10 protein-coding genes are annotated in these 16,167 nt (G+C 63.3%); 1 reads left to right on the top strand and 9 read right to left on the bottom strand.

Features of this window, described 5'->3' with window-relative positions; genetic code table 11:
* Positions 1-14: 14 nt before the first annotated feature.
* Complete coding sequence (gene apbC / locus B9A19_RS07955) at positions 15-1,103, bottom strand: iron-sulfur cluster carrier protein ApbC (protein WP_084090260.1); 1,089 nt, start codon at positions 1,101-1,103, stop codon at positions 15-17.
* A gap of 92 nt (positions 1,104-1,195) precedes the next feature.
* A complete protein-coding gene (locus B9A19_RS07950; protein WP_176216844.1) occupies positions 1,196-3,331 on the bottom strand; it encodes a patatin-like phospholipase family protein in 2,136 nt (711 codons plus the stop codon).
* A 108-nt stretch (positions 3,332-3,439) separates the two neighbouring features.
* On the opposite strand from B9A19_RS07950, the gene B9A19_RS07945 reads away from it, so the two are divergent.
* Positions 3,440-4,114 carry a glycerophosphodiester phosphodiesterase gene (locus tag B9A19_RS07945; protein WP_084090258.1) on the top strand — a complete coding sequence of 225 codons (675 nt, stop codon included), beginning with the start codon at positions 3,440-3,442 and terminating at the stop codon, positions 4,112-4,114.
* Here the strand turns inward: B9A19_RS07945 and B9A19_RS07940 are convergent.
* The 7 genes from B9A19_RS07940 to B9A19_RS07910 all read right to left on the bottom strand — a co-directional run.
* The gene (locus tag B9A19_RS07940) at positions 4,089-4,982 is read right to left on the bottom strand and encodes a L,D-transpeptidase (RefSeq protein WP_084090257.1); all 894 of its coding nucleotides are present in this window, start codon (positions 4,980-4,982) and stop codon (positions 4,089-4,091) included. The genes B9A19_RS07945 and B9A19_RS07940 overlap by 26 nt on opposite strands.
* A 39-nt stretch (positions 4,983-5,021) precedes the next feature.
* Complete coding sequence (locus tag B9A19_RS07935; RefSeq protein WP_139798732.1) at positions 5,022-5,402, bottom strand: hypothetical protein; 381 nt, start codon at positions 5,400-5,402, stop codon at positions 5,022-5,024.
* Positions 5,403-5,411: 9 nt separating this feature from the next.
* A complete protein-coding gene (locus B9A19_RS07930) occupies positions 5,412-6,239 on the bottom strand; it encodes an alpha/beta fold hydrolase (protein ID WP_176216843.1) in 828 nt (275 codons plus the stop codon).
* 184 nt (positions 6,240-6,423) lie between these two features.
* Positions 6,424-9,540: an efflux RND transporter permease subunit gene (locus B9A19_RS07925; protein ID WP_084090254.1), complete on the bottom strand. Its 3,117-nt coding sequence runs from the start codon at positions 9,538-9,540 to the stop codon at positions 6,424-6,426.
* Complete coding sequence (locus B9A19_RS07920; RefSeq protein ID WP_084090253.1) at positions 9,537-10,676, bottom strand: efflux RND transporter periplasmic adaptor subunit; 1,140 nt, start codon at positions 10,674-10,676, stop codon at positions 9,537-9,539. Before B9A19_RS07920 ends, B9A19_RS07925 begins: the two co-directional genes overlap by 4 nt.
* Positions 10,673-12,163, bottom strand: coding sequence for an efflux transporter outer membrane subunit (locus tag B9A19_RS07915; RefSeq protein ID WP_084090252.1), 1,491 nt, complete (start codon positions 12,161-12,163; stop codon positions 10,673-10,675). The genes B9A19_RS07920 and B9A19_RS07915 overlap by 4 nt, the downstream gene beginning before the upstream one ends.
* Positions 12,160-16,167, bottom strand: a 4,008-nt coding sequence (locus tag B9A19_RS07910; protein ID WP_139798731.1) for a non-ribosomal peptide synthetase, incomplete at its 5' end; no start/stop codon positions are given. The genes B9A19_RS07915 and B9A19_RS07910, both read right to left, overlap by 4 nt.

Raw genomic sequence — 16,167 nt, 5'->3', positions numbered from 1 at the left:
GCCGGCGCCCACGCTCAATCCTTGTGGATGACGATCTTGGGGAACTTGTTGCTGAAATCCTGCGCTTTTTCGGCCACCTTCACCGCCACCTTGCGCGCAATCGCCTTGTACAGCTCGGCAATCCGGCCGTTGGGTTCGGCAGCCACGCTGGGCTTGCCCTGGTCAACAGCAAGACGGATCGACAGATCAAGCGGCAACTGGCCCAGCAGGTCCACGCCATAGTCGTTGCACATCTGCGCGCCGCCGCCCTGGCCGAAAATCGGCTCTGCATGGCCGCAATTGCTGCAGATGTGCACGCTCATGTTCTCGACGATGCCGAGGATGGGCACCCCCACTTTCTCGAACATCTTCAGGCCCTTGCGGGCATCCAGCAGCGCAATGTCCTGCGGCGTGGTCACCACCACGGCACCGGTCACCGGCACCTTCTGGCTTAGCGTCAGCTGGATGTCGCCAGTGCCCGGCGGCAGGTCGATCACCAGGTAGTCCACGTTATCCCACAGCGTATCGTTCAGCAGCTGTTGCAGCGCCTGCGTCACCATCGGGCCACGCCAGACCATGGGCTGCTCGGGGTCAATCAGAAAGCCGATCGACATGGTTTGCACGCCATGGCTGATGATGGGTTCGATATGCTTGTTGTCCGGCGACACCGGGCGTTGCTCGGCCACGCCCATCATCAGCGGCTGGCTGGGGCCATAAATGTCGGCGTCCAGCAGGCCAACGCGCGCGCCCTCGGCTGCCAGCGCCAGTGCCAGATTCACCGCCGTGGTCGATTTCCCCACGCCGCCCTTGCCCGACGCAACGGCAATCACGTTCTTCACGCCATTCAGCAGCGGCACGCCGCGTTGCACCGCGTGCGATACGATCTGGCTGTTTACATTCACCACCACACTCTGTACACCGGCAACGGCACGCACAGCAGCTTCGACTTGCGCTGCCACGGCGGCAAACTGGCTTTGCGCCGGATAAGCCAGCACCACGTCGAGCGTGACCTGCCCGCCATCGACCTTGAGATTGCGGAATGCCTTGGCAGCCGCATAGGGCTTGCCGGTATTGGCATCGATAAGCGCGTCAAGCGCGGACTGGATGACGGCGAGATCGGACATGAAGGGCTACCTGCAGACAGCAAAGCATGGATTGTCGCAGGAAGGGGGACCGCAGTACACGCTTGCAATGCGTGCACTGCGCAATCTGCCGGTCAGAACGGGTTGCCGAGCGCGAAATAGAACCGCGTTTTGCGGTTGTCACCCCAGGCAGCCGTCAGGAACAGCGGCCCGATATACGAATCCATGCCCCAGAAGAGCGTATTGGAATAGTGCCAGCCATTGTTGTCACCGCCTTGCTGGTTGAAAATGCGCCCAGCCTCCAGCGCAATACCGATATTGCCGAGGCGTTGACCAAACGGCGCAAACGGGTGGTACACCGCTCCGCGAGCATAGATTTGCGAATCGCCGATGAGCTCCTGCACCCTATAGCTGGACAGATTGAAAAGGCCGCCCAGCCAATCGATATCGGTGAACGAGGTATCGCCCGATTCAAAGTGCCCCTTGAGCAGCAAGTGGCCGGCATAGTCGCCCCAATGCCCTGCCTGGGCCACCCGGAAGCCCAGCGTATCGACCTGATCGGCACTGGTGCCGCCCGCCTTGAGCGCATGGTAGGCATAGACCCGCGCTGCCTGGCCGCTGGTGGGGAAGTTGGGCTGATCAAGCTGGTCATAACCCGCGCTGACGCGGATGCCGTAGTCAAACTGGGTCAGATTGGGCAGCAGCGGATCACCAATGCTGCGGTTGAGCTTGGCGCGCTGATACAAAAAGCCCAAGCGTACTTCGCCAAAGCGCGTCCAGCTGGTGCCGATGTCAACGCCGACCCGGCCTTGGTCATACAGGTACTGCGCCGTCTGCTCGTCGTCCACCCACAGCGCAATCGGGCGCTGGCGCCAGCTGGCGAACGGCGAGACGAAGAATCGCCCGTCCAGATCAAGCGGCTGGTACAGCTCGGTGCCCAGCAACTTGTCGCTGCCCAAGCGCACGGCGGCCTGCAGATCACCGCCCAGCGAATTGATCCAGGGGCGGCGCAGCTTGGCTGTCAGGCTGTAGGGGTTGTTGCGGTCAAAGTCGGTGCCCAGCGCGATGCCGAAGCTGAGGTAATTGGGCCCCCATTCCTTCTCCACCGGTACCAGCTTGAGGGTCTGCGTCTTGCCGTTGTCGGTCAGATCGTAATTGAGGCGCGAGAAATCGCCGCTGGCATACAGCTGACCCAGCTCGCGCGACAGTTTTTCGGCGTCGACCACCTGGCCGGGTTCGATCTCCAGCGAGCGGCGCAGCGCATCGGGATTGATGCGCTTGAGCTCGGCCATTTCGATGCTGTCTATCGGCTTGGGGGCCAGTCGTTTGTCCTGCCGCGCGATCAGCCAGCCACGAAATTGCTCATCCGGTGCGGACACCTTGCGCAAGCGATCCAGTACTTTGCGGGCTGCGTTCTCCCCTGCGGCGATCAGTGCCGGCGCCTTGTCGAAATCGGTGGATGTGAGGGTGCCGAAATCGGGCTGGATCAGGATATCGCGTGGCCCCAGTGTCTTGATCTGCTGCTGCACATTCTGCGCGATCATCAGCCGGCTGAGCTGATCGACCACATCGAATACGCTGCCGATCTGGTCGCTTTTCAGCGGCGTCGCGCCCACATCCACTGCGATGACCAAGTCGGGATGGCAGGTCTGCCTGGCGACATCGACCGGCAGATTGCGGGCAATACCGCCGTCGATGAGCTGCTGTTTATCGAGCGGCACGGATGGAAACACCCCGGGTACCGCCATGCTGGCGCGCATGGCAGTCACGATATCGCCCCGGTCCAGTACCACCATGCGGCCGGTTTCGATATCGGAAGCAACAGCGCGATACTGGGTCGACAGATGATCGAAATCGGGCGTCGTGCCCGCCAGGGTCATTTCGCGCAAAAAACCTTCGATGCGTTGCGTGCTGATCACTGCCTTGGGCAGGCCCAGCTTGCCTTCGTCGGTCACACCCAGCGCAAACGGCACCACCTGCGGCTTGTCGTCTTCCTTGTTGCGGAACAACTCCTCGGTGCGCGGCGAACGCGCGCTGATCAGGATGTTCCAGTCAGCCTTGAGTACGCGCGCTTCCAGCTCTTCGGGCGTGCGGCCCACCGCATAGCCACCGGCCACCAGTGCGCCCATGCTGGTGCCCACCACACAGGCCACCGGCACGTGTGCCTCTTCCAGCACCTTGAGTACGCCAACATGCGCCAGCCCGCGCGCACCGCCGCCACCCAGCACCAAAGCCACACGCGGTGCATCTGCAGCGCGGGCCAATGGCATGCTGGCCAGCAAGGCAAGCAGGTATGTACACAGCAATCCGGTCGTTTTTACTGCACTTCTCATCACTGGCGGCCTACACTTTCATTATCGCGCCACGTAGTGTAAACCATGCACCTGATTGCCCATCGCGGTCTTGCCCGCAGTGTTCCCGAAAACACACTGGCGGCTTTCGCTGCAGCACTGTCTACCGGCTTTGAAGGGATAGAAACCGATCTACGCCTGAGTGCCGACGGCGAGGTCGTGCTGTTCCACGACCGGATTTCGCCGTTGGGCGAGCCGATCTCATCGCTGACGCGCACTGCGCTGTCGCAGTCCGTCGGCTATCTGGTGCCCACGCTGGCGGAAGCGCTTGATGCCTTCCCTGATACGTACTGGAATCTGGAAATCAAGGCGCCGGAGGCTCTCGACCAAGCGCTGGCACTGGTCGCGCATCGCGGTATCCAGCAACGCGTGCTGGTGACCTCGTTCCATCATGAAGTGGTGGTGCAGGCCGCAGAGCGGCTGGATGCAGATTGCGGCTTCCTGCTGCACATGCGCCCGCCGGCCCTCAATACCATCCTCTATCCCGCCTTGCCCTGCCCCCGGCTGCGCACACTGGTATGGCATTTCGAGATGCTTGATCCGCATCTGCTGACTCAGGCTAACGCGCTGGGCTTCCGCAACTACGTCTATGGCGCGATGACCGACTACGAACACATGCTGTGCCACGAGCTGGGCGTGCACGGCATCATCACCGACTACCCGGAGTTTGTCGGCCTCAAGCCCTGCCCGGCGCTGCAATAAGCCGCCAGCTTATCGCCTGAAAATCAGCCCCGTCCTGGCTGAATGGATCGGACACCGCCGTTGCCCCCAGTGCCAGCCAGCCGGCCACATCTGCTGCTGGTGCCAATAGCCGCAACGACAACCAGCCGGCCTCGGCGGCCCGTTGCTGCAATGACGCCAGCAATGCCAGCGGCAAGCCGGCCTGAATCTGGCTGCGCAGTTCCACATTGCCACCGGGCAACAAACGGCCTGCCGCTTGCAGCATGCCATCCGGCCGCCATTCGCCCAGCCAACCCGAAGGTGCAGCAGGCACCGGGCTGAACGGTGCAGCGGCGCAGCGTGCCGGCAGGGCGGTGGCAAGCAGCACCCGCTCAGCCAGGGGATAAACGATATTGGCAGCGCCCTCGTCACGAATGAACACGGACGTACCGACCTCAACCAGATCAAACAGCTCGGCCACATCGGCATTGCGCATGCGTACACAACCATGCGATGCCGGCACCCCCATGGGCTCGGCATCCGGCGTGCCGTGGATATAGATATAGCGCCGCATCGAATCAACATTCCCGCCCCGGTTGAAGCCGGGCTGGCTGCCGCTCAGCCACAGGATGCGGGTCAGTATCCAGTCGCGTGCCGGTGCCGCGGCGTGGGCATCGGCGGTGCAGATTTCCCCGCTAGGGCGGCGTGCACGGAGCGCACTGCCCAGTGGCAAACCGGCGCCGATCTTGGCGCGGATGACATGGGCGCCGCGCGGCGTGCGGTAGCTGCCGCTCAGTTCACCGGCGCCGTTGTGCGCGGTAGACACAGGGTAGCTGCGCAATACCCCGCCGTCATCGGCCAGCAGGGTGAGTATTTGCGCAGCAAGATCAATGTCGATTTTTCGGGCCATGCCCTATGGTGCCAGCTTGCCTGCAAGGCGACCAGCCGATCAGTTCACCTTGCGTACCTTCACTTTCTGCACCACGTCCGCCGCGTCGAACTGCACGATCAGTTCGCGATTGTCATGTGTCATCTCCACCACATCTGCAACGTCACCAACGATGGGGATCAGGCTGACCAATAGCGGTACCTTGACCACATCCTGATAGATCCAGACCTCATGCCCGGCATCATCCAGCGAAGTCTCACTCGGTGGACCCATCAGGCTGCGCACCTGTTCGCGGCGGGTCACACCCACCACGATGTGTTGATCGGCCTGATCCATCACGCGGCTCTGGTTGTGGTTCGCGCCCGGCGAGCTGGCGCAGGCGCCCAGCTGCAGCACCAACAACCCCAGCAGCAACGCAGACATCTTTCGGCCCGGTTTCATGTGCATGGCTTACCTCTGGCGCGCCTCTGCGGAGACCTGGCGAACCGCCGCAACCACCTCTTCCGGCGCATCCTTCTGGATATAGTGGCCGGAATCCGCAATCGTCTTCATGTTCTTGATGCCCAGCAGGCGCAACCAGTCCTGGCGCAGGCGCTTGAGCGCATTTTCATACTGGCCACGCTCCTCGGCCTTGAAACGGCCGCTGACCAGCAGCCTGATCGGTACGGCCGGCATCTTGATGCCATTGAAACGCTCCAGGCATTGCGCCTGTGCATCAAATTCCGCCTTGTCGGTGCTGCTGAACGCAGCCAGGCGTGCCAGACGGATCATTCCGACGGCATCCGGCGCATCGCGCTGTATCGTTTCCCAATGGCGCGGGTGGGTCGGGTCCAGCAACACCATGCCGGCGACATCCTCGGGATACATCGCTGCATAGGCGTATTGGTATAACCCGCCGATCGAATGACCAACCAGAATGTATGGCGGCTTGATGCCGGCATTGCGCAGCAACTGGCGTTGCTCGCTCGCTATCGTGCACGGATCGCGCGGGGTCTTGCTGGCCGGCACGCGGTTGTGACCGGGCCGGTCAAAAGCAAATACCTGGTTGTTGGCTGCAAGCTCTTGCAACACGTCATCCCAGGCTTCCTTGCCATCAAGCAAACCGGCCTGCAGCACCACCGTTGGCGTGCCGACACCCTGCAAGGTATATGCAGGCTGGTTCTTGCCGCCGTGGCGGCTACCGGGGCCACCCATGCTGGTGGAACACCCAGCCATCAGGGCCAAGGCGGACAACAACATCAACGGGCGCAGCAATTTCGGCATCCTGGTTTGCGTCATGGTTTCAATCTCCAATAGCCCCACACGGGGCCGGACAGGCTGCATTTCAACGCCGGGAAATTACAGCAATGAGAAAGCAAGGCGTAAAAAATACCCGGTCGGGTGCGAGCGGGATCACTTGAGGGCGCGCCCGTGCCCAGCCATCAAGCGGCAAAGGCACGGGGCAGCGGGAACAGAGGCAAGATCAGCCCGCAGACTCCGCAGGAACCGGCGCTATCGCCTTGGGCGGGCGACGCGAGAACCAGCGCCGGCCGCGCAAGCGCAGGCCATCGACCATTTCATACACTACCGGCACTACCAGCAGGCTGAGCACAGTGGAAGACAGCAGCCCGCCAATCACCACCACCGCCATGGGGGCGCGGAAGCTGGCATCGCCATTCAAGCCGAATGCCATGGGCAGCATGCCGGCCACCATGGCCAGGGTGGTCATCATGATGGGGCGCGCACGCTTGCGGCAGGCATCGACAATGGCGTCGGTGCGGGACATGCCCTCGTCCCGCTCGGCCATGATGGCGTAGTCCACCAGCAGGATGGAGTTCTTGGTCACCACCCCGACCAGCATGATGATGCCGATCAGCGATGACATGGAGAAGCCAAAGTCGCATATCCACAGGGCCGCAAACGCACCACCCGCTGCCAGCGGCACTGCCGACAGGATGGTGCCGGGTTGCAGGAAATCATCGAACAGCAGCACCAGCACCACGTAAACGCACACGATGCCAGCCAGGATGGCAAACAGGAAGTTGCTCATCAGTTCCTTCTGCGACTCCAGATCACCGACCTCGACCCGGTGCACACCAGGCGGCAGTTGCTTCATTGCCGGCAGCGCATCAACCAGCGCGGCAGCATCGCTGAGCGAGCGGCCGTTAAGCTCCATGTCCACCGTGATGTTGCGCGACCGGTTGTAGCGCTCGATGCGCGATGGCCCGCTCTCCACCGAGAAACTCGCCACCGTTGCGAGCGGCACCGTGCCGCTGCGTGCAGGCACGCGCAGCTGGCCCAGCGCATCCAGATCGCGCCGCGAGCGTTCGTCCAGCCGCACGCGGATGGGCACCTGCCGTGCCGGCAGATTCAGCTTGGGCAGGTTGATGTCGTATTCGCCATCGGTCGCCACGCGCAGTACCTGGCTCAGCGCCAGCGTGGATACGCCCAGATCGGCCGCCTGAGTGGGATTGCGGTGCACAACGATTTCCGGCCGCAACAGGCTGGCCGTGGTGCTGACATTGCCGAAGCCCTGCAGGCCACGCATATCACGCGCCAGCGCCAGCGCGGCAGATTGCAGCTGCACCGGGTCGTCGCCGGACAGCACCATCGAGTATTTCTCGCCCGAATCACCTGAGCCGATGGAGAAACGTGCGCCCGGCACATGCCCCAGTCGCTCGCGCAACGCGGCCTCCACCTGCTGACGCGAGCGCTGGCGATCCTTCTTCAGGGTGAGCAGCACGGTGGCATTATCCACGTCGCCAATGCCGGCGCCGCTGTCACCGCCCAGCTGGCTGCCCAGACCTATGGATGCAAACACGCTTTGCACCTCCGGCTCGTGCAGGGCTGCAGCGCGCACGGCCTCGACCACGGCCACCGTGTCATCCATGGTCTGGCCGGGTGGCGCGGTGACGTTGACGGTGACTTCGTTCGAGTCATCGGCCGGAATGAAATCCTCCGGCAATGTGGCGGCAAACAGCAGCGACAGCACGAAGAATGCGCCAGCCATCACGGACGTCTTGCGCGGGTGCGCCAGACACCAGTGCAGCACGCGCAGGTAGCGCCGCATCAGGCGGCCCGGCTCAGCCGGGGCTTCGGGTTGTGCTGACGGGACCAGCTTGACGCCGGCCTTGAGCAGATAGGCCGCCATCATCGGCGTGAGCAAACGAGCCACCAGCAAGGAAGCCAGCACGGCAACCGAGGTCGTCAGCCCGAATTGCTGGAAAATCACACCGGATGCCCCGCCGATGAAGGCCATGGGCAGAAACACACCAACCAGCGCCAGCGAGGTGGCAATCACCGCCAGGCCGATCTCGTCTGCCGCATCCAGCGCGGCCTGGAATGGCGTTTTGCCCATGTGCAGATGGCGCTCGATGTTTTCCACCTCGACGATTGCATCGTCGACCAGAAAACCGATCACCAGCGTCAAGGCCAGCAAGGTCACCGTATTGAGCGTATAGCCCAGCAGATACATCACCAGAAAGGCCGGCAACACCGCCAGCGGCAAGGTCACCGCAGAGATGGCCGTTGCACGCCAGTCACGCAGGAACAGCCACACCACCACCACGGTCAGCAGCATGCCCTCGAACAAGGTACGCATCGAATCGTCATACTGCTGCTGGGTAAAGCCCACGGTACTGCTGACTTCGTTGATGTGCACCTGCGGATAGCGGGTGGCCAGCCCGGCGATGGCGGCGCGCACGCGGGCTGCCACATCGACTTCGCTGGCACCCTTGGCCATCAGGATCTGGAAACTCACCACCGACTTGCCGTTGAGCAGGGCCATATTGCGCCGCTCGGAGGTGGTGTCTTTCACCTCGGCAATATCGCCCAGCCGTACGCTTTGCTGACCACCGGCCAGCGGTATGGGCAGGTTGGCCAGATCATCCACCGAGCGTGCCATGCCATAGGCGCGCAGCGATTGCTCGCCACCACCAACCCGGCCGTGGCCACCGGCTGCATCCTGCTGCACGGCCAGAATCTGGTTGCCGACGTCTGCCGCGGTCACATTCAGCGATTTCAGCCGGGTCGGGTCCAGCTCGACCGCTACTTCGCGCCGCACACCACCCTGGCGGGTGATCTGGCCCACGCCGGACACGCTCAGCAGCGTTTTGCCCAAGGTATCGTCAACGAACCAGGACAAATCGACCTCATCCAGGCTGGCCGAATCCACGGCATAAGTAAGGATGGGCGAGCCGCTGGTGCGCACGCGCGATATCAGCGGGTCGCGCACATCCGGCGGCAAGGATGCACGGATCGACGAGAGCGCATTGCGCACCTCCTCCATCGCATCCTGCATGTTCTTGTTCAACCGGAATGTCAGCGTGGTTTCCGAAGCACCTTCGATTACCGTCGAGCCGATGTGATCGACTTGCCCCAGGCCCGCCAGCGCGTTTTCCACCTTGCGGGTGACTTCGGTTTCCATTTGCGACGGCGTGGCGCCGGGCAGCACCACGCCCACTGTAATCGCCGGCAGATCGATATCGGGCAGATCACGGATCTGCAGGCGATCAAACCCCAACAAACCCGCCAGCGTCAGCACCACGAACAACAGGATGGACGGAATGGGGCGGCGTATGGACCAGGCCGAAAAATTCATGACTTGCCCTTGCTGGCTGGTTTGTCCTTGGCAGCATTCGCACCATCCACCACGCTGACTTTGTCGCCCTCCTGCAGAAAGGCACCGCCCTGAGCCACCACGCGGTCATTCACGGTCAGGCCGTCGGTGATTTCGACATCCTTGCCCCGGCGCGCGCCCACGGCCACCTTGACGGGCTTGACCAGTTGCGCCGGATCAACCCGCATCACATAGTTGAAGCCATCGCGCAGCACCAGCGCGGTTTGTGGCACCGTCATGGCGGGCTTGTTGGCAATGGCGAACTCGCCGGTCACCAGTACGCCGGGCTTGAGCACCTTGCTGGGCGCCACGTCGACATACACCAGCGCACTGCGCGAATCGCGATCAGCCGTCGGCGCCAGCTGGCGTACCTTGCCCTGCACGGCCTGCCCCAGCGGGTCATGCAGCGTCACATCCTGCCCGACCTCGATCCGGGCCTGCTGCTCGGGGCGCAGCTCGGCACGCCACTCGATGCGGCCCTTGCGGATCAGTTTGAACAATTCACCGCCGGCATCGCTCATCGCGCCCACAGAGGCATTGCTGGCCGCGATCACGCCATCATCGGGCGCAACAATCCTTGTGTACTGCAGCTTGAGCTCCAGCCCCTCAACCTGAGCCTTGGCTACCGCCAGCTTGGCGGCACCGGTTTTGGCTGCTGTCTCATAGCCCAGCAGGTCCTGCCGGCTGATGGCGCGCGACTCATCCAGCTTTTTGGCCCGTTCGTACGAGAGCTGGGCCTGCGCGTAATTGGCTTGCGCCTCATCCAGCAATGCGCGCTGCAAGGCCAGATCAACGCGGATGCCCGCATCGTCCAGCTTGGCCAGCAGTTGGCCCTTGCGCACGGTATCGCCCACGCTGGCCAGCACGTCCACCATGCGCACCCCGTTGATCTCGGCACCGATGCTGACTTGCTGCCAGGCTTGAATGGTGCCGCTGGCAGAAATGGTCTCCGACCAGGGCTGCGTGCGCGGTGCCACCAGTGAAACGGCCAGCGCGGGCTTGCTTTCCTGCTTGGCATCCGGTGCCGAAACGGCGTTGTCACAACCGGTCAACGCCACGCAGGACAGTGCCGGCAAAACCAGCAAAAAGGCATGTAAAGGCTTGTATCGCATCATCATGGGGTCAACGCATCGGTAAGTTGGGCAAGAATGCCGGGTTGTTCGTTGTCATCGGGAGCGGTCTGCCAGCCACCACCCACCGCCTTGTAGAGCGAAATCCACGACTGGGCCTGCTCCAGCTGCTCGGCATAGCGCGCCTGTTGGCTGGACAGCAACACGCGCCTCGCCTCTTCAAGCGCCAGCAGGCTGGCGGCACCTTCGCGGTACTGGACATTGGTGGCGTCGAAGTAGCGCTGGTAGCCCTGCCGTGCCAGCTCGACGTCATCGAGCCGCTGCGCCGCTGCATTCACGCGCACCAGCGCGTTTTCCACTTCGAGCACGGCATTGCGTACCTTGCCCTGATAGGACGCCATGGCCTCCTGATAGAGCCCGCGCGCATAATCGACATCCGATGCGCCCTTGCCGCCATCAAACAGCGGCAGCGAAACCGACGGGCCGAACGACCAGGGATGTAGCGTGGTCTTGAGGTCGCTGCCGTAGTACGTGCTCTGGTTGAAGCCGATGGAGCCCAGCAGCTTGACCGACGGCAGGCGCGCAGCCTGCGCAACACCGATATTGGCGTTGGCGGCTTCCAGCATGCGCTCGGCGGATGCGACGTCTGGCCGCTGGGCAATGGCCTGCGCCGGCACCAGGTTCCATACGGCAGCGGGTGCACGCGGGATTTGCGCCGTACCGGCATTCAGCCGCCGGTAGAGATCGGCATAGGGCAAGCCGGTCAGCGCCACCAGCTGGTTGAGCGCGCTGGCGTAGTTGGCCTGCCAAGTTTTCAGCGTGCTGCGGGCCTCGGCCACCGAGGCCACGGTACGGTCCACATCGGCCGGGGCGGCAAAGCCGGCATCCAGCTTGCGCTGGGTGAGTGCATCGGTATTGCCGCGCGATTCAAGATCGGTCTCGGCAATGCTCGTCATCGCCTGCGCATAGCGGGCCTGCAGATAGGTGTTGGCCACCTCTGCCGCCAGCGCCACCTGGGCACCATGCAGATCAGCCTGGCGCGCAGCCAGTTGCGCCTTGGCCGACTCGACACCGCGCCGCGTACCGCCAAACAGGTCCAGCTCCCAACTCAGATCGAGCGAAGCTGACCGGTTGGTGTTCAGCGGCACATACACGCCCTCAGTGTCGGACGAGCTGGAGCCATTGCGGTTGATGCCGGCAGTGCCGTTCAGCTTGGGCAGCAGTGCAGAACGGCTGCTGCCTGCAGTCGCTCTTGCCTGGCGGATGCGTGCCAGTGCCGCATCCACTGTCGGGTTGTTGTGCTGCGCGCTGTCGATCAGTGCAGACAGTTCGTTGTCGTTGAATTGAGCCCACCAGCGCGATGTATCCATCACGGCGGCACCCGCTGGCGTGCTGGCAGCCCATTGCTCGGGCACACCGGCCTGTTTGAGGTCGGGCGCCTGAAAATCCGGCCCCACCGTGATGCAGCCGGTCAGCGACATGGCCAGCAACAGCACGCCAAGGCGCGGCAGGTTTCTCACAGGCACGCCCATCATGCTTCAACCACCACGGCGGCAGACTGGCGTGGCAGCGCGGCAGACAGCACCTGGCCCAGCACGGCAATACGCGGTGTTTGCATGATGGACTGGTGATTGCCCTTGACCGGCACGATGCTCAGCCGCCCTTGCAGCAAGGGCGCCCAGCCCAGCGACTTGTCTTTGCGTTGCGAATCGGTCGCGGCGAACAAATGCACCGGCACGCTGTTGTGCGGCGGCTGATAAGCGCTGACCGCCTCGACAAACGCGCTTTGCATGGCGTTGTTGCGCTTGTACATATCGATTTCCTGCAGCTCCTGTTCGTCGAACTCACCTGCCACAGCGGCCAGGATGTCGTCCACGGTCGGCAATTGCGCCAGTTGTTTCACTTTCTTCTGCGGCAACCCGATCACGTGCTGCAGATTGAGCAGCAACATGGCCCGGTCGCGTTCGGCCTCGCTGGCCTGTGCCGGATCGCTCAGCCATTTGTTCAGCTCGTCGCTCATGGCCTGGTTCTGGAATAGTGTGTCGACCAACCCCAGGAATTCGACCACCTCGCCGGCCTGTTGCAGCTGGTGGGCCATCTCGTAGGCCACCTTGCCGCCAGCCGACCAGCTCGCCAGCCGGTACGGGCCCTGCGGCTGCGCTTGCCGCACTGCCTGCAGATAGCGCGTGGCCATGGTTTCGATACTGCGCAGCGGCATTTCGCCCTCGTTCAGCCCCATCGCGTTCAAGCCGTACACCGGCAGGCCGGGCGCCAACCACTGCGCAAGGTCAGCAGCGTAGCCAACATTTCCTTCAAGCGCGTGAATGAAGAACAGCGGCAGCTCGTCATTCCCCTCGCGCAGCTTTGTCAGCAAAGCGCCAGCATGCAGCGCCAGCTGGTCGGCCGCGATGGCGGCACTGAACTCGGCCAGTGTGGGTTTGAGGAACAGCAGCATCAGCGGCACGTCCACCGCAAAATGCTGGCGCACGCGTGACAGCAGCTGCACCGCCAGCAGGGAGTGCCCGCCCAGCTCGAAGAAGCTGTCGTCTCGGCCGATCTGCTCCAGTTGCAGCACGGCGGCCCACAGCCCGGCCATGGCGATTTCGGTCTCGCCCTGCGGGGCCACATAGGCGCGACTGCCGTAATCACCCTGCTCCGGCGCCGGCAAGGCCTTGCGATCCAGCTTGCCGTTGGGGGTGAGCGGCATGCGTGCCAGTTGTACGTAAAGCTGCGGCACCATGTGCTGCGGCAGGTTATCGAGTGCATAGGCACGCAGCGCTTCCACGCTGGCAGCGCCGACGTAATACGCCACCAGCCGCTTGTCGCCCGCGACATCCTCGCGCGCCAGCACCGCAACTTCCTGGATTTCCGGGCAATGGCTCAGCCGTGCTTCGATCTCACCCAGCTCGATACGGAAACCACGCACTTTCACCTGGAAGTCATTGCGGCCCAGGTACTCGATAGCCCCGTCAGCGCGCCAGCGGCCCAGATCGCCCGTCTTGTACAGCCTTGCCGATGGATCATTGCTGAACGGATCGCGGATGAAGCGTTCTGCCGTCATGCCCGGCTGGTTGAGATAGCCACGCGCAACCCCAACGCCACCGATATACAGCTCGCCGGCCGCATGCAGCGGTACCGGGCGCAGGCGTGCATCCAGCAGATAGACGCGCACATTGGCAATCGGCTTGCCGATGGGCACCACGCTGGCCAAAGGTTCGGGCTGGCACAGATGGGTAGTGGCACACACCGCTGCCTCGGTCGGGCCGTAGGCGTTGATCAAGCGGCGACCTTCGCTCCAGCGGTTGGCATCCTTGGGCTGGATCGCCTCGCCGGCCACGATCAGCGTTTCGGCGTGGAAGGGCAAATCGTGTTCAGCTTCACATACCGGCAAGGCCGACGGCGGCAAGGTCACGTGGCTGATGCGTTTTTGATGCAACGTCTGCAGCAGCGGGCGCCCCGGCATCATCGCATCGCGCGGGGCCAGGCACAGTGCTGCACCGCAGGCCAGCGCCATGCCGACCTCGGAAATGCTGGCGTCAAAGCTCGGCGATGCAAACTGCAGCACGCGGCTATTGGCGGTCACCCCAAACGCATCGATCTGCGCCTGCACCAGATTGGTCAGCCCGCGATGCGCGTTCATCACGCCCTTGGGCTGGCCGGTGGAACCGGAGGTGTAAATCACATAGGCCAGACTGCGCGGCGTCAGCCCCACTTCGGCGGCAGGCAAATTGGCCGTAGCCTCACCAGCCCAGCTTGCCTGATCGGCCAGCAGATCGATTACCCTCGTGTCTTCAACGCCGGCCTGTTCCAGCACGTCCGGGTAATGGCCGCCGCAGCTCAATACCAGCTGCGGTGCGCTATCGCGCAGCATGTAGACCAGCCTTTCTTCCGGATAGGCCGGGTCCAGCGGTACATAGGCACCGCCAGCCTTGTGTACGGCCAGTATCGCCTGCACCAGCGCCACGCCGCGCTCGGCAAACAGCGCCACGCGCCCTTCTGTCTGCAAACCACGCGCACGCAGATGGCGTGCCAAACGGTTGGCCGCAGCATTCAGCTCGCCGTAGCTCAGTTCGATATCGCCATGCACCAGCGCCAGCGCATCCGGCCGCAGCGCAGCCTGTTGCTCGAACAGCTCGTGCAGGCACTGCGTATCGGCAAATGGTGCCTCCGTGTCGTTCCACCGTGCTACCAGCAGGTCTCGCTGCGCTGCGGGCAGCACATCCAGCTCTGCCACCGCCTGCGATGGTGTCTGCTGCAACGCGCTCACGACAGCCTGCAGTGCGCCATTCATCAGCTCGCAAACCTGTTGCGCCGTCACCGGTGCAGCCACTTGCGCGGTCAGCACTATGGCCTGCCCCAGATCGTCGACTGACAGACCCAGCGGATAGTTGGTGCGCTCGCGGGCAGAGATTTCCTCGACCAGCTCCTCTGCCGTCGGCACAGCAGCGCCCGATTCTGCCACGGCCGCCTCGAAATCGGTTTCCAGAGGCGTGTGTCGATAGTTGAGCAAGGCGGTGAACAGCGGTGCGAGCGGTCCGACCGCACTGCAACGCTGTGCCAGTGCCAGCGGCGCGTGCTCGTGGCGCAGCAATTGCGCCAGCAGCTGGTGCGTCTGCTTCAACGCATCCGCCACGCCCAAGCCGGTCAATTGCACCCGTACCGGCAGGGTATTGATGAACATGCCCAGCACACGGTCAGCCTGTGCGCCGCCCTGCAGACGGCCAAACAACACGGTACCGAACACCACGTCATCACGCCCCGTCGTCCGCGCCAGCACCAGCGCCCACGCCAGATGCATCAGACTGGCCACGCTGACGCCACGCGCACGGGCCTGGTTGCGCAACGCAGCAGTCAGCTCGCCCTCCAGCAGCAGGTGGGCTTCATCGATGTCCAGACCATCGCTCTGCACATCCAGCATGCCGAACGGTGCGGTCGGCTCGTCGACATCCCCCAGCATCTTGCGGAAAAAGTCTTCGTGCTCCTGCGCGCTGACACCCAGCCGCGCTTGCGCCACAAAGTTGCGGAACGGCAGCGGTGCGGGCAACTCGGCCACACGGCCGGCTTCAATCTGCTGCGCCTCGTTCAGCAACAGCTCCACCGTGGTGTGATCAATCACCAGATGGTGTGCCAGCACATGCAACAGCCAGCGGCCGCTGCCAGCCTCCTCGGCAATATGGCAGCGCAGCAGCGGCGCCTCATCAATGGCGATGCGGGTATGCGCTGGGTCAAAGCGTTCCTGCAACTGCACCTCAGCCACTTGCTGCGGGTCCAGCTCCAGCTCGACTACCGGCAACTGCACCTGCCGCAGCACTACCTGCACTGGTTGGCTCAAGCCATCCCAAGCCAGACGGGTGCGCAGGATGTCATGGCGGTTTATCACCTGTTGCAACGCAGCCAGCACACGCTCCAGCTGCGCCTTGCTGGCAAAGCCATACAGACTGGGCAACAGATAGGCATCACCGTCGCTGTCCATCAGATGATGAAACAGAATCCCCTCCTGCAACGGCGCCAGCGGGTAGATGTCCTGCACATTGCCTGC

It is taken from the genome of Andreprevotia lacus DSM 23236 (assembly GCF_900176275.1).
GTDB classification, from domain to species: Bacteria; Pseudomonadota; Gammaproteobacteria; order Burkholderiales; family Chitinibacteraceae; genus Andreprevotia; species Andreprevotia lacus.
The sequence above is the reverse complement of the archived record's forward strand: the minus strand, read 5'-3'. Positions and strand labels throughout refer to the sequence as shown.

Bases quoted from the DNA above. Each gene is read 5' to 3' on its own strand.
- apbC (WP_084090260.1), bottom strand. From the start codon at position 1,103: ATGTCCGATCTCGCCGTCATCCAGTCCGCGCTTGACGCGCTTATCGAT.
- B9A19_RS07935 (WP_139798732.1), bottom strand. From the start codon at position 5,402: ATGAAACCGGGCCGAAAGATGTCTGCGTTGCTGCTGGGGTTGTTGGTG.
- B9A19_RS07930 (WP_176216843.1), bottom strand. From the start codon at position 6,239: ATGACGCAAACCAGGATGCCGAAATTGCTGCGCCCGTTGATGTTGTTG.
- B9A19_RS07920 (WP_084090253.1), bottom strand. From the start codon at position 10,676: ATGATGATGCGATACAAGCCTTTACATGCCTTTTTGCTGGTTTTGCCG.
- B9A19_RS07940 (WP_084090257.1), bottom strand. From the start codon at position 4,982: ATGGCCCGAAAAATCGACATTGATCTTGCTGCGCAAATACTCACCCTG.
- B9A19_RS07915 (WP_084090252.1), bottom strand. From the start codon at position 12,163: ATGATGGGCGTGCCTGTGAGAAACCTGCCGCGCCTTGGCGTGCTGTTG.
- B9A19_RS07925 (WP_084090254.1), bottom strand. From the start codon at position 9,540: ATGAATTTTTCGGCCTGGTCCATACGCCGCCCCATTCCGTCCATCCTG.
- B9A19_RS07950 (WP_176216844.1), bottom strand. From the start codon at position 3,331: ATGCCATTGGCCCGCGCTGCAGATGCACCGCGTGTGGCTTTGGTGCTG.
- B9A19_RS07945 (WP_084090258.1), top strand. From the start codon at position 3,440: ATGCACCTGATTGCCCATCGCGGTCTTGCCCGCAGTGTTCCCGAAAAC.